General features: G+C 41.9%; 11 protein-coding genes. 8 read left to right on the top strand and 3 right to left on the bottom strand.

The features are described 5' to 3' along the window. Nucleotides 1-204 precede the first annotated feature (204 nt). From J7E35_RS22245 to J7E35_RS22255, 3 genes are all read left to right on the top strand, one after another. On the top strand, nt 205-867 hold the full coding sequence (locus J7E35_RS22245) for a BlaI/MecI/CopY family transcriptional regulator (RefSeq protein ID WP_214784251.1): 663 nt from the start codon (nt 205-207) through the stop codon (nt 865-867). A 440-nt stretch (nt 868-1,307) separates the two neighbouring features. Beyond that, on the top strand, nt 1,308-1,862 hold the full coding sequence (locus tag J7E35_RS22250; protein WP_214784254.1) for a hypothetical protein: 555 nt from the start codon (nt 1,308-1,310) through the stop codon (nt 1,860-1,862). A gap of 375 nt (nt 1,863-2,237) precedes the next feature. Continuing rightward, nucleotides 2,238-3,737, top strand: a complete 1,500-nt coding sequence (locus tag J7E35_RS22255; RefSeq protein WP_214784257.1) for a malate:quinone oxidoreductase — start codon at nt 2,238-2,240, stop codon at nt 3,735-3,737. 80 nt (nt 3,738-3,817) lie between these two features. Here J7E35_RS22255 and J7E35_RS22260 read toward each other — a convergent pair whose 3' ends face one another. The 3 genes from J7E35_RS22260 to ahpC all read right to left on the bottom strand — a co-directional run bounded on the left by J7E35_RS22260 (nt 3,818) and on the right by ahpC (nt 6,840). Next, the gene (locus J7E35_RS22260; RefSeq protein ID WP_214784260.1) at nt 3,818-4,522 is read right to left on the bottom strand and encodes a DUF421 domain-containing protein; all 705 of its coding nucleotides are present in this window, start codon (nt 4,520-4,522) and stop codon (nt 3,818-3,820) included. A 211-nt stretch (nt 4,523-4,733) separates the two neighbouring features. Then, nucleotides 4,734-6,263 (bottom strand): alkyl hydroperoxide reductase subunit F, encoded by a 1,530-nt coding sequence (gene ahpF / locus J7E35_RS22265; RefSeq protein ID WP_214784263.1) that lies wholly within the window; start codon nt 6,261-6,263, stop codon nt 4,734-4,736. A 13-nt stretch (nt 6,264-6,276) separates the two neighbouring features. Continuing rightward, nucleotides 6,277-6,840 (bottom strand): alkyl hydroperoxide reductase subunit C, encoded by a 564-nt coding sequence (gene ahpC, locus J7E35_RS22270; protein WP_214784266.1) that lies wholly within the window; start codon nt 6,838-6,840, stop codon nt 6,277-6,279. A 305-nt stretch (nt 6,841-7,145) separates the two neighbouring features. Between ahpC and J7E35_RS22275 the strand changes: the two genes are divergently transcribed. From J7E35_RS22275 to J7E35_RS22295, 5 genes are all read left to right on the top strand, one after another. Then, nucleotides 7,146-8,096, top strand: a complete 951-nt coding sequence (locus J7E35_RS22275) for a heme-dependent oxidative N-demethylase family protein (RefSeq protein WP_214784268.1) — start codon at nt 7,146-7,148, stop codon at nt 8,094-8,096. After that, complete coding sequence (locus J7E35_RS22280; RefSeq protein WP_214784271.1) at nt 8,093-8,551, top strand: dimethylamine monooxygenase subunit DmmA family protein; 459 nt, start codon at nt 8,093-8,095, stop codon at nt 8,549-8,551. The genes J7E35_RS22275 and J7E35_RS22280 overlap by 4 nt, the downstream gene beginning before the upstream one ends. Before the next feature lie 18 nt (nt 8,552-8,569). Next, nucleotides 8,570-9,529, top strand: coding sequence for a PDR/VanB family oxidoreductase (locus J7E35_RS22285; protein ID WP_214784274.1), 960 nt, complete (start codon nt 8,570-8,572; stop codon nt 9,527-9,529). A gap of 152 nt (nt 9,530-9,681) precedes the next feature. Then, entirely contained in the window at nt 9,682-9,831 is a 150-nt protein-coding gene (locus J7E35_RS22290) for a hypothetical protein (RefSeq protein WP_214784277.1), read from the top strand. A 299-nt stretch (nt 9,832-10,130) separates the two neighbouring features. Beyond that, on the top strand, nt 10,131-13,214 hold the full coding sequence (locus tag J7E35_RS22295; protein WP_214784280.1) for an efflux RND transporter permease subunit: 3,084 nt from the start codon (nt 10,131-10,133) through the stop codon (nt 13,212-13,214). Nucleotides 13,215-13,869 lie beyond the last annotated feature (655 nt).

Consider the following 13,869-nt stretch of genomic DNA (forward strand, 5'->3'; position numbering starts at 1 on the left):
TTTTTTCATCTTAGCTACTCCGCAATTCTTATTTAACGTTTACACCCCCCAATTGATGTCATATTAATCCGCTTTTTTCGCTATCAACTACCACTTATTAATCACATAGTTTTACAAAAATCCATCTGAAAGTTCAGTCAAATCGTGGATGTTAATAAATGCCTATGTTGGGAATGAATGTTTTTATAGATAGGAGAGGGATGTATGGGATTTGAAGAAGAATATCAGTCCTTTTTGAATGCTCATTTACAGGCAAGAACCGGTGAACGGTTGAGGCGCCTACAAGAAGGTCACAAACAGGCTGAAAAGTTATTCTTGAAGCAAGTATGGTGGCCATTATTTTATCAATTCAAGTATCTTCATCCTGAATATGAAATTGACGATTACAAGGATGGCAAAAGATATTTGGATTTTGCTTATATTCGCCCCGGCATCCGGATTTGCTTAGAGGTCGACGGGTATGGCCCTCATCTAAAGAATATCAGCAGATGGCAATTTTCTGACAACCTAGAACGTCAAAACCAGTTGGTAATTGATAGATGGACCGTGATCCGCTTTTCTTTTGACCAAGTGAAAGAGAATCCCCGTAGATGCCAACAGGTTGTTCAGCAAGTGATAGGCCGATGGCTGGGTGATGAGCTGGACCAGACATCTCTGTCCTTTCTTGAAAAGGAAGTGCTTCGGCTAGTGATTCGAAAAGGAGAAGATATTTCCCCAACAGAAGTCGAGAAATATTTAAAGCTAAGTGACAAGACGGTAAAAAAAATACTTTCTCAACTAGTCGAAAAAAAGATGCTGATCCCCACATCTGGAACCAAGAGGATCCACGCTTATCGGTTAGGGGAACAGGTTAAAGACCCGGTCTGATTATTAGACGGAAGAATTCCGCTTAATTAGTATTTTTTATAAAAATAGCTCAAATAGACGGAGAAATTCCGCTTATCGACTCAAAAAACGTGAAAATGTGGTATTTTGCTTTGCATAACCGGAAAATCTCCCCTTATTTACCTCGAAACGAGTTCCATTCTGTATTTAGCCGGAAAATCTCCGATTATTTTTTTGCTGGGTTTATTTATCAAAAGGAAGAAAGGAGCTTTAATATAAGTAATTGTGATTCTAATTTAATTTTAGGAGAGTTCAATAACCCTTTGCATAATTTCATTGAAGGGTTTTTTGGTGTATAAACCCTTTTTCATTAGAAAGTAAGGATTCGATTATGTATGTCCAAGCTTGGTATATAACAGCTAACTTTAGTGAAAACTTACTAAAGGAGAAAAATACGCTTGTATCGTTTCGGGGGGATTTAATTGAGTTATCAAGATTATTGGCAGCAAATATCTGAAAAAAATGATGAGTTAAGTCAATTAATATCCTCCTACTGGAGTCAATACTCAGATATGGGAAATTGGCAGTTTTGGCTGGTTTTAGCTGTCTTGGTGCTGCCATTGATTCTACTGTTTTTTTTAATCGATCGAAAGAGGATTTTTGAGATGTTTTTCTTTGGATATACGGTTCACATCCTTTGGACCTATATTGAACAGGTCCTGGCAAATTACAACTTTTTTATACATACATATTTTCTCTCGCCCTGGTTTCCTCCAGCCCTTAGTATGACAGCCTCCGCATTGCCAGTAGGTTTTTTGCTTATATATCAATATTGTACGAGTCATAATAAGAATTTTTATGTCTATTCCTTGTTGTTAAGCGCTGTTTTTGCGTTTGGTTTTGCTACTATAGAACAATATATTGGTTTAGTGAAGATTGAAAGAGGGATGAATCAATTTTATATTTTTCTTATAGACATTGGCATTGTGTACACTTCTTATTGGTTTACAAGGTTAATTTTAAAAATTAGAGATTGAAGGATGAATTGAAAAAGGCTGAACGATATCATATCGTCCAGCCTTTCCTTTTAATATGTTTTTACAGGTATAAAATTCATCCATTTCTTTCTGGTTACAAGTTAGCTGGAGGATGAAGCGGGCTATTTAAGCTTGAAAATTAAATTTTATTATTCATTAAAGCTTGAGAAGAATGGATATAATTATCCAGTAGGAAGTCTTCTCTCTTTTTTACAGTGATAAAATAGTTTATAATTATCAGTAAATAGTAGATATTTTAATCAGTAAATCATTATAATAGATTATGTTATGGTTTTAACAAAGGCAAAAAACGGTGTGTCCCCAGGTAATACTTCAGGCGCGCCTACTTTAAATATATGGACAAGGAAGGGTATAATGAGCAACGTACAGAAAGCAACAGACGTTATCTTAATTGGTGCCGGAGTCATGAGTGCGACGTTGGGATCCTTACTGAAAGAGTTAGTACCAGAGTGGGAAATCAAAGTGTTTGAGAAACTTGATTCAGCTGGCGAAGAAAGCTCTAACGAGTGGAATAACGCTGGTACTGGCCATGCCGCATTGTGCGAACTTAACTACACACCTGAAAAACCTGACGGATCAATAGATATTAGCAAAGCTATTAACGTAAATGAGCAGTTTCAGCTTTCAAGACAATTTTGGGCTCATCTTGTAAAAAGCAATTTGATTCGTAACCCGGAGGACTTTATCAAGCCCCTGCCTCATATGAGTTTAGTAGAAGGCGAAAAAAATGTTGAGTTTTTAAGAAAACGTTTTAAAGCGCTTTCAGATATCCCTATGTTTCAGGGAATGGAGTATTCAGAAGACCCTGAAATACTGAAAGAATGGATTCCTTTAGTAATGGAGGGCCGTACATCTAATGATCCGATAGCGGCGACCAAAATTGATTCAGGAACAGATGTTAACTTTGGCGCGTTAACACGTATGTTGTTCGAGCATTTGGAGAGTAAGAACGTCGAGATTAACTATAGACATAGTGTAAAAGATATCAAACGTGCCAGCGATGGTACATGGGAAGTAAAGGTAAAGAACCTTGAAAGCGGAAAAACAGAATCCCATTATGCGAAATTCATCTTTATAGGTGGTGGAGGCGGTAGTCTGCCGTTGCTGCAAAAAACGGGTATTCCAGAATCAAAGCAAATTGGCGGGTTTCCGGTAAGCGGATTATTCATGGTCTGCAACAATCCTGAGGTTGTCGAGCAGCACCATGCAAAGGTATACGGAAAAGCTAAGGTAGGCGCTCCACCGATGTCTGTTCCGCATCTGGATACACGATTTATCGATAACAAAAAGAGTTTGCTTTTTGGACCGTTTGCCGGCTTCTCGCCAAAGTTCCTGAAAACAGGTTCGAATCTGGACTTGATCGGTTCTGTTAAACCAAATAATGTAGTGACTATGCTGGCTGCAGGCATGAAAGAAATGGCATTGACTAAGTACCTGATTGAGCAGGTAATGCTCTCCCATGAAAAACGGATGGAAGAACTCCGGGAGTTCGTTCCCAATGCCAAGAGCGAGGACTGGAGTATCGTAGTCGCAGGACAACGTGTACAAGTCATCAAGGATACCGACACTGGCAAAGGGACCCTGCAGTTCGGCACAGAGGTTGTAAGTGCCTCTGACGGCTCTGTAGCCGCATTGCTAGGTGCATCCCCAGGAGCATCTACTGCGGTTAATGTCATGCTGGAAGTGTTGGAAAAATGCTTCCCAGAGAGAATGTTCGAATGGAAAGGTAAAATCAAAGAAATGGTACCTTCCTATGGAGTATCTTTAGTGGACAATCCTGAGTTGTTCTTTGATATTCACGAATCAACAGCTAAAATGCTTGGATTAAATGAAAAAGTAAAGGTCCTCAGTTGATATAGATCTAACCTTCAATCCGCTTGGATTGAAGGTTATTTTTTTCTCTATACTCCGCTGTCAGGTGTGAATCATGTTGATTATTTATATAAAAATACTTTAAGGATGTCTTTATTATCAAGGGTGGCAAGCAGGACATCTTGAACCTTTGTCTGAAATACTTTTTCTAAATTTGAGACAAGCCAGCCTTCGTCCTTGTGAACTTGATTTAATACTTCGTAATTTATTTTTCCTTCTTTAATGATTGTCCTTGGAAAATTGAATGGCTCTGCAGCCATTTGCATAGAGGAGGGAGTCAGTGGTTCATATTTTGGATCTAAGAAAACGGATAATTTACCGTCAGCCTCCCAAATCGCCAGGGCTACTTTTTTCACATCTTCTATTTTTCTTTCTCGCAGCTCTTCCAATAATACATCAATGGAGATTCTTGCTTTTTTTAATCCTTTATTGAGTATTTCTCCATTTTCAACTATTGTGATAGGTGCATGGTTGAGTAACCTTCTAAACCAGGGGAATTTGAGTATCATATAGATTCCGCCAAGATATAAAGCCAACAAGACAGTAGTTGTGATGATAGAGCCTTTTAACCCTAGATGCTCGTCTGATAGGGGATGGGCAATAATGTTCCCGATTACTAGAGCAATGGCAAAATCCAGGGGTCTTAATTGGGAGATGGCACGTTGCCCAAGAGCTCTGGTTACAAGTAATAAAAAGAAAAAACCAATAATAGCCCGCAGCACCCACTGAATAGCAGTAAGCGATTCCTGGCTCTGGAAAAAATCCATTAAAGTCACATCCTTTACCCAGAAGCTATCCCTTAGTTTTTCTCCCAGATCTAACTATTAGTCCACTTTAGTGAATAATAGTGTATCTCTGCTGAATGCTACTTCAATAGATATATTATTTTTCCCGAAAAACAGTCTATAGAAAATAAAAAGCTGACTCAAAAGGCGCCATTTAACACCCTTTAGAGTCAGCTTCTTTCTTGTATATAAATTAATTTCGGATTAGATAATCAAATGCACCTAATGCTGCGGTTGCACCTGACCCCATTGAAATGATGATCTGTTTGTATGCACTGTCCGTGCAGTCGCCTGCAGCGAAGACGCCAGGAAGGTCAGTGGCACCCTGCTTGTCTACGACAATCTCACCGAAGCGAGTTCGTTCAAGCGTGTCACCAAGCCATTCTGTGTTTGGTACAAGGCCGATCTGTACGAATACACCTTGTAATTCAACATGGTGTTCTTCACCTGATGCACGGTCAATGTACGTTATACCGTTCACTTTGTCGGTACCGGTAATTTCACTTGTCTGTGCGTTTGTCACAACGGTAACGTTCTGAAGACTGTGCAGACGGTCTTGTAAAACCTGGTCAGCTTTAAGTTCAGGATTGAACTCGATGACAGTTACATGCTTTACAATACCCGCAAGGTCGATTGCTGCTTCCACACCGGAGTTTCCTCCGCCGATAACCGCAACATCTTTTCCTTCGAACAATGGTCCATCACAGTGAGGGCAGTAAGCAACACCTTTGTTCTTAAACTCAGCTTCTCCTGGTACGTTGACATTGCGCCAGCGGGCACCAGTGGAAATGATGACAGTTTTACTCTTCAGGACTGCACCATTATCAAGCTCAAGTTCAATTAGGTCTTTTTTCGACAGGCGTTTTGCACGCTGCAAGTTCATGATATCAACGCCATACTCTTTTACATGCTCTTCAAGGCTAGCGACAAGCTTTGGTCCTTCAGTATGCTTCACACTGATGAAGTTCTCAATGCCCAAAGTATCCATTACCTGTCCGCCGAAGCGCTCAGCAACAATCCCTGTACGGATACCTTTACGAGCTGCATAGATGGCTGCACTGGAACCAGCTGGTCCGCCGCCGACAACAAGGACATCATAAGGCTCTTTGTCGCTTAGTTCGGATGCATCTGGGCCAGATCCCATTTTTGCAAGGATTTCTTCAAGGGACATACGTCCGCTTCCGAATGTTTCGCCATTCAGGAATACCGTTGGCACGGCCATGACCTGCTTGCTTTCAACTTCATCTTTGAAAGCTGCACCATCGATCATAACATGGGAAATGCCAGGATTTAAAATGCTCATCAGGTTCAAGGCCTGTACCACATCAGGGCAGTTATGGCAGCTCAGGCTGACATAAGTTTCAAAACGATATTCGTCTTTGATCGCTTTTACCTGATCGATGACTTTCTGGTCAACCTTAGGAGCTCTTCCGCTAACCTGCAGTAAAGCAAGGACCAGTGAAGTGAATTCATGTCCTAAAGGGATGCCTGCGAAAGTCACTCCAGTATCTTCACCAGGACGGTTGACACTGAAGCTTGGTGTTCTTTCTAATTCTGCATGCTCCACTTTAATATGGGATGACATAGTTGCCAATTCATCTACTAAAGCCAGCATGTCTCGTGATACATCATCCGATCCTGCGCTAACTTTAAGCAGCACATCGCCCTCCATCATTTGAAGATATTGGGCTAATTGTGCTTTAATTTCTGCATTTAATAACATGGGAGTGTACCCCTTAAATCTTTCCTACAAGATCAAGGCTTGGCTTAAGTGTTTCTCCGCCTTCTTTCCACTTAGCAGGGCAAACTTCGCCTGGGTTGTTACGTACATATTGTGCTGCTTTTAGCTTGTTTACTACCTGGCTAGCGTCACGGCCGATTCCGCCTGCATTGATTTCAACAGTCTGGATAACGCCGTCTGGATCGATGATGAATGTTCCGCGCTCTGCAAGACCATCTTCTTCGTTCAATACGTCGAAGTTGCGAGAGATCTTCTGTGAAGGGTCGCCGATCATGATGTACTCGATTTTGCTGATTGCTTCTGAGTGGTCATGCCATGCTTTGTGAGTGAAGTGAGTATCAGTTGATACAGAGTATACTTCAGCTCCCATTTCTTTTAATGTAGCATATTCGTTTTGCATGTCTTCAAGCTCAGTTGGGCATACGAATGTGAAGTCTGCTGGGTAGAATACAACTACGCTCCACTTGCCTTTAAGGTTTTCTTCAGAAACAGTGATGAATTCTCCGTTGTGGAATGCGTTTGCTGTGAATGGTAAAACTTGAGTACCGATTAATGCCATGATTAATTTCCTCCTTGAATGGTTGAATTATTTTTTGAAATAGTTTCACTGATTGTTCAGTTAACTATTCGGTAAACTAGAATAATTCTAATACAGTAACGATTATTATATAAAACCGATTAAGTGTCAAGTGATAAACTCCGGCTTTTAATACTTCATCATTATTTCAGAAGAAAGACACAATTATACCGTAGTTTATAACTTGCCATATATAAGCTTGTCCAACTTTCACCCTTGTAATGAATTCATCAGCAGACTTCTGTATAGTATTAAGTAGATGCAAAATTCAGAAAAGGGGGAATACGATGGTCTCTACTGAGAAAATCAGCTCATTTCCTTATCCATTTGTTGAAAATAATGTATATAGATATTCTAACAATGCAATTCCATTAAATCCACCAATTGCCATCGAAGTGACGGAATCTTATATAGAGGAAATGAATCTGAAAAGAGAGCTGCTGAAAAAGCACCCAGAACGCTGTTATCATTCAGAGTCCCATACCATGGGTGCCCAGTGGGAAGCATTGGATTTGATTTTACATGATTTGGCCGCATATTATCCTGAAACATTCAAGCTTGTTACCAACGAAAACCATTGGAAATTCACTAACCATCATACGGGTGAGAAACACTCTTTCACATTTGGGGATTCGACGACACTGGATCAGGAGCCGCTTGATTTTGTCGGGATGAATGTCCAGGAAGACTTGATCCTGATGATGCAGCGGGACGGGGATTTATTCCTGGATGCGGGCCAGCTTTGCTTTCCGGCCAATTGGTCATTGTATTTTGATGCTGGCATGTCTTTCAGGGAAATACATGCACCTATTCCCGGTTTCAAGTCCGACTCTCTTGATGAACGCATACTCCAGTTTTTAATGAGAATCGAGGCAGGAAGTCCATGGTGGAGGAAAAACTGGTCACTGATGGCGGGGAACCGGTTGGATACTTCGCTTGAAACCTTTGCTGAATGGGGTCAGGCCCGCAAAAAAGTAACCAAGGAAAACGCTGGCGAAATAGTCCATTTTCGAGTAGAAGTTCAAAAATTATTTCGTCTGCCAAAAAGCAACGGTATTTTATTTACAATTCATACCCATATGCTTCCGCTTGGAGAATTTATTCAGCATAGGCCATGGCTGGAGCAGTTTTCAGCAATCCTAAAAGAACTTCCAGAATTCATTGCTGACTATAAGGGGATATCTCTCTATCGTGAAGTTGTCCTGGAATATCTGGAAGGGGAATTAAAGAAGAGATGAATCAAGATCATTCTTCATTGATGGAAGGTAAGAGAAAGTTTCTATTTTGTGCAGATTCGGAAGGGGCCAGGTCTTTATATATTCTCGTTCGGCAGGCAATGGATGAGAATAGGCCATTTGATTTTCATATTTTACAAGAAGAGAGTGAAGAAAGCTTAGTGAACGAATGGTTCAGCCAGCAGAAAATGGGGGCGTATCTGTACATTTCAGGGAAGACTGATTTTGTAAAAAGGATACAAGGGGAAGCCATCAAGGCAGGTTTTTCTGAACACGACTTGCAATTGCTAACTATTGGACCTGCTAAAAAGAGACTGGTCTGCTGCACTTGCCATGCCGAAAGTGAAGTGTCGGAACAAACGCAAATTATTTGTGCATATTGCGGCCAGGAGCTTGAAGTTTCGGACCATTATTCACGCCGTTTGGATGCCTATCTAGGTTATGTAAATATCAAATAGAATAGGAGGAGCCTTCGATTGCATCGTAATTCGACTCTGGACGTACGGATAAAATCAATTAAACAAGAAACAGCGACGATTAAAAGGTTCACTCTGCAGGCGCTTAATGAATCGAAGCTGCCGCCCTTCAGCGGGGGATCGCATATCACCACTTATTTACCGGAAAAGTCAGGGACATTGGAGAGATCATATTCAGTTTTTAACCTGTCTGAACCCGGCTTGATCGAAGTCGCAGTTAGGCTGGCAGAACCTTCAACTGGCGGCTCTGAGTACTGGCATCATCATGTTTCTGAAGGGGATGTGTTAAAGGTCAGCTATCCAAAAAATCATTTTCCTTTAAGTTTCCAGGCCAAGCATCATGTTTTTTATGCAGCAGGTATTGGGATCACTCCTTTTTTATCGATGATGGCTGAGCTTGCTGAAAAAAACCAATCCTTTGAGCTGCACTATGCAGCTAAATCAAAAGAGCAGTGCGCGTTTTATGATTACTTGAACGAGACCTACCTCGGGCAATGCCATTTTTATTTTTCAAAAGGAGAGAAGCCTGAACGATTAACAGTCACTACTCTTAAGAACCATCGAATAGGCACACATGTTTATTTTTGCGGTCCGGAAAAAATGATCCAAGAATTCACGAGTGCAGCCAAAAGCTATGGTTATCCTGCGTTTAATGTTCATTATGAACGCTTCTCGCCACCTGTAATGAAGGATTCAATCCCGTTTGCAGTTACATTGAACCAGAGCGGCAAGCATCTCGATGTGCCTGCTGACCAATCGCTGCTCGATGTACTTCGTGAAAGTGGCATTTATATCCCATATTCCTGCAGAGTCGGCGGCTGCGGTACATGTGAAGTAAATGTAGTTGAAGGGAAAATTGATCATTACGATTCCTTTCTGACAGACAAACAGCGGAGCTCCAATAAAGCGATGTTAAGCTGTGTTTCACGCGGGAAGGGGAATTTGGTGCTGGATCTATAAATAACATAAAAGCTTCTGCTTTCGGATATCTCTTTAATTCGAGGACCATGATTTTTTCTTAGTGGAGTTCACCGGTAGTCATTCATTTTTTTTGAACAGGATACATAGAAAAATAGTGTCTTGGAAACACTCCTTTCAAAGGAGGAATGAAAATGAAAAAGCTATTGTTTATGCTATTATTGGCAATTTCCATGTTCACAGTAACAGGCTGCGGCAATGACGCTCCGCCTGAAGAAGGGGAACAGCTGGAAGACGTCGAGGAAGAAGATGAAATCGGTGACGGCGAGATAGATGATGAATAAGAAAAGCGTAAGCGCCTTGGTCAGCCCCGACAAGCGCTGGCGGGCCGACTGATGAAGTCGATCTTTGACTTCATTGGGCGGACCGAAGCGACTCGAGGGGCTAGGCGCTGGAGCTAGAAACTAATCTTTATATAAAAGTTCGTACTCTTTCTAGTAAATGAAAAAAGAAATCCGCTTCTCTATGAGGCGGATTTTTTCATGATATTTATTGTAGTTTCTGTACATCCGAGATTGACAAATGACCGGTCAGTCAGTAACATTATTATGGTCAATAAAGTCATTTTGAGGTAGGTGCAGTAGTGAAAAATTTAGTCAATTTTGTCCTTGGAAATAAACTAGCCGTATGGCTGCTTACAATTATTATCACGGTATCGGGAATCTATTCTGGAACACGGATGAACATGGAGACCATCCCGAATATTTCAATCCCATACCTGATGGTTATGGATGTATATCCTGGGGCCACTCCTGAAAAAGTAATGGAAGATGTGTCGATCCCGATTGAGAAAGCGGTAGAGGGATTGGAAGACGTTAAATATGTCTATTCGAATTCCTACTCCAATATGTCGAGTATCCAGGTCGAGTATGAGTATGGCATCGATATGGATGAGGCCAAGCGTGCTTTGCAATCGGCATTGGATGCGGTCAAATTGCCGGAAGGAGCCCAGGAACCGACCATCACAGCGATCAGTATGAATATGATGCCGGTGGCTGCATTGAGTGTCAGCAGTACAACGGAGGACATTGTTGAGCTTACATCAACCGTTGAGGAAATCATCCTTCCTAAAATCGACAAAATCAATGGTGTTGCCTCTGTCACCATGACTGGTCAGCATATCGAAGAAGTAAATTTAACGTATGATGAAGCAAAGCTTGCGCAATTTGGATTAACGGAAACGAATGTGAAGGAAATGATCCAGGCCAGTAACCTGGGCGTTTCATTAGGTCTTTTTGAGTTTGAAGAAGGCGAGCAGGCCGTTGCCGTCGATGGCAAGTTCACGACTACAGATGAATTGAAAAACATGCTGATTCCGGTCACGCCGTCAGCAGCCAACCCATCACCTTTTGTTAAACTTAGCGAACTTGCTGAAGTTGAGCTTGTTGGTAAAGTACAGTCCATTTCACGCACCAATGGTGAAGACGCGATTGCCCTTCAGATTGTCAAGGAGCAGCAAGCGAACACGGTTGATGTAGTGAATGCAGTGAAAGATTTAGTAAAAGAAGAAGAATCAAAAATCGATGGCTTGGTCATTGAAGTATCGCTTGACCAGGGAGAGCCAATTGAAGAATCAGTTTTTACAATGATTGAAAAAGCTTTATTTGGTGGATTAATCGCGATTCTGGTTATCCTGCTATTCCTGCGTGACTTCAAATCTACGATTATATCAATTGTCTCGATTCCGGTTTCGATTTTTATGGCCTTGCTGCTATTGAACTGGATGGACATCACGCTTAATATCATGACACTGGGCGCGATAACTGTAGCGATTGGCCGTGTGATCGATGACTCGATTGTCGTCGTGGAAAATATTTATCGCCGCCTGCATCTAAAAGAAGAAAAATTAACAGGCCGGGCACTAGTTCGTGAAGCGACAATTGAAATGTTCAAACCTATATTGTCGTCGACGCTCGTTACGGTTGCTGTATTCGCGCCGTTGATTTTCGTAGGCGGCATGGTAGGAGAATTATTCGCGCCATTTGCCTTGACGATGACATTTGCACTGGGTGCTTCACTGATTGTGGCGATTACCATCGTACCAGCGTTATCCCACTTTTTATTCAAGAAGAAGTTATATGGCGAGAAAACGAAAACCGGCCATAAGGAAGTTGGAAAACTGGCTCATTGGTATAAGAGTGTCTTGAATAAGTCGCTTAACCATAAGATCATAACTTCAATCATTGCTGTGGTACTGCTTGCCGGAAGTCTCGCGCTGACCCCGGTTATCGGCTTCAGCTTCATGGGCAGTGAAGAAGAAAAAATCATGTATCTGACTTACACACCTAAAGCCGGTGAGCTTAAGGAAGAAACCATTGAAAATGTAGCAGAAATAGAAGAAGAAATGCTGAAGCGTGAAGACATCGATATCGTCCAGGTATCGATCAGCGAAGAGGCAGATCAGATGGCGGCCATGATGGGCGGAGGAGCAGGCGGAGCATTAATGTACCTGATTTTTGACCCTGAAATGGAGAACTTTTCGGAAGTAAAGGATGAACTTGAGGAATATGTCTTCAACATTGGCCACAGTGGTGAATGGAAGAGCCAGAATTTCGGCGGGATGTCGATGCCTGAGAATGAAATCAGCTATACCTTATACAGTGAGGATTTAGGTAAGCTAAACGAAACAGTCAAGATGGTAGAAGACGAAATGAAATCTGTTGATGGCTTGAAGGACGTAACCTCCAGTGCAGAAGACGCTTATGTTGAATACACCTTCAAGGTTGAACAGGATGAATTGCTGCAATACGGATTGACAGCAGGACAAATCGTGATGATGCTAAACCCGAACCAATCCAAAGAGGTCCTGACGACGGTTGAAAAAGATGGAGAATCACTTGATGTGATCATCCAGCAGGAGCAAGCCGAACAGCCGGAATCAATTGAAGACATCCTGGCTACTGAAGTGCAAACAGCGCTGGGAACGACCTTGCCGCTGTCAGAAGTGGTGACGGTTGAGGAAGGCACAACGATGAACACACTGGCGCGCAGCAAAGGCCAGTACTATGCTTCTGTATCAGGAACTGTCGTAAGCAAGGATATTTCAAAGGCGGCTGCTGAAGCTGAAAAAGCCATCGATGAATTGGAGCTGCCTAAAGGAGTGGAAGTTGGCGTAGCAGGTGTCCAGGCAGATATGACCGAAACATTCACCCAGCTTGGAGCTGCAATGCTTGCTGCGATTGCGATCGTCTACTTTATCCTGGTCGTTACCTTCCGTGAAGGTGTCGCACCATTTGCGATTCTATTCTCGCTGCCATTCGCAGTCATTGGTTCATTTGTCGGGCTGCTTATTGCAGGTGAAACCATCTCTGTCTCTGTCATGATGGGTCTGTTGATGCTGATTGGTATCGTCGTAACGAACGCCATCGTGCTGGTAGACCGAATCATTCACATGGAACGTGAAGGGCTGACAATGCGTGAAGCAGTACTTGAGGCAGGTGCTACACGTTTACGGCCAATCCTGATGACCGCAATCGCCACAGTAGGCGCCTTGATCCCATTAGCGATAGGATCAGGCGGAGGCGGACTGATCTCCAAAGGTCTGGCGATAACCGTAATCGGCGGTTTGACCAGTTCGACATTATTAACACTGATTATCGTACCGATTGTATATGAAGTTCTATCAAGAATATTCAAGAAAAATCGTAAGGATATTGTAGAAAACTAATGAAAGAGCCCTGATGGATGACTGATCGTCCTGTCAGGGCTTTTTTGGCTGTTCAGAAGGATTTCAAACTGAGTTGCCATGAATTAAAGAAAGACGTTTGTTAAAGTATGATCCTATAGGGAACCCCTTACTTTTTATACACAACTGCCAGGCGTTGTCCTGGCCTTATTATTTGTTTTACAATCTTCTTCCTCTGTCGTCATCCTTCGACTGGATCCTACACTGACTTTTTTTCTACCGTATACCGAGAGGGGAGGGGAGTCTGCCTGGTGTTGGTGTTTAACAAATCTCCGAGCAATTATTTGGTTCTTTAGCTGATTCTGGATTCTTGTCTGGTTCATCGTACTTTGTGACCACCACTTCCTTCTCCTTTTTAAAAACCGACTTACAATAACCGTGAATTTCCCAATTGAACTTTACATTCAATTCAAGCTTGCAACCTTCGATTTATTATAAGTACATGTCCAGCCTCAGCTCACCAGCATGAAAATTACTATTGAAAAACGAGCGCAGGGGAGGGGAGTCAGTAAAGAAAATATGGAAATTAATAGAAAATACAAAAGGATTAAATGTATGTTTACAAAATTGTAAACATGTATACTTTTTGTAAACAAGTTGTATACATTTATGTTTACATGTATACAAATCTGTATAC

Origin of the sequence: Bacillus sp. ISL-45, assembly GCF_018613195.1 — a bacterium.
Lineage (GTDB): Bacteria > Bacillota > Bacilli > Bacillales > Cytobacillaceae > Mesobacillus.

Bases quoted from the DNA above. Each gene is read 5' to 3' on its own strand.
- ahpF (WP_214784263.1), bottom strand. From the start codon at position 6,263: ATGTTATTAAATGCAGAAATTAAAGCACAATTAGCCCAATATCTTCAA.
- J7E35_RS22245 (WP_214784251.1), top strand. From the start codon at position 205: ATGGGATTTGAAGAAGAATATCAGTCCTTTTTGAATGCTCATTTACAG.
- J7E35_RS22275 (WP_214784268.1), top strand. From the start codon at position 7,146: ATGGTCTCTACTGAGAAAATCAGCTCATTTCCTTATCCATTTGTTGAA.
- ahpC (WP_214784266.1), bottom strand. From the start codon at position 6,840: ATGGCATTAATCGGTACTCAAGTTTTACCATTCACAGCAAACGCATTC.
- J7E35_RS22255 (WP_214784257.1), top strand. From the start codon at position 2,238: ATGAGCAACGTACAGAAAGCAACAGACGTTATCTTAATTGGTGCCGGA.
- J7E35_RS22290 (WP_214784277.1), top strand. From the start codon at position 9,682: ATGAAAAAGCTATTGTTTATGCTATTATTGGCAATTTCCATGTTCACA.
- J7E35_RS22280 (WP_214784271.1), top strand. From the start codon at position 8,093: ATGAATCAAGATCATTCTTCATTGATGGAAGGTAAGAGAAAGTTTCTA.
- J7E35_RS22260 (WP_214784260.1), bottom strand. From the start codon at position 4,522: ATGGATTTTTTCCAGAGCCAGGAATCGCTTACTGCTATTCAGTGGGTG.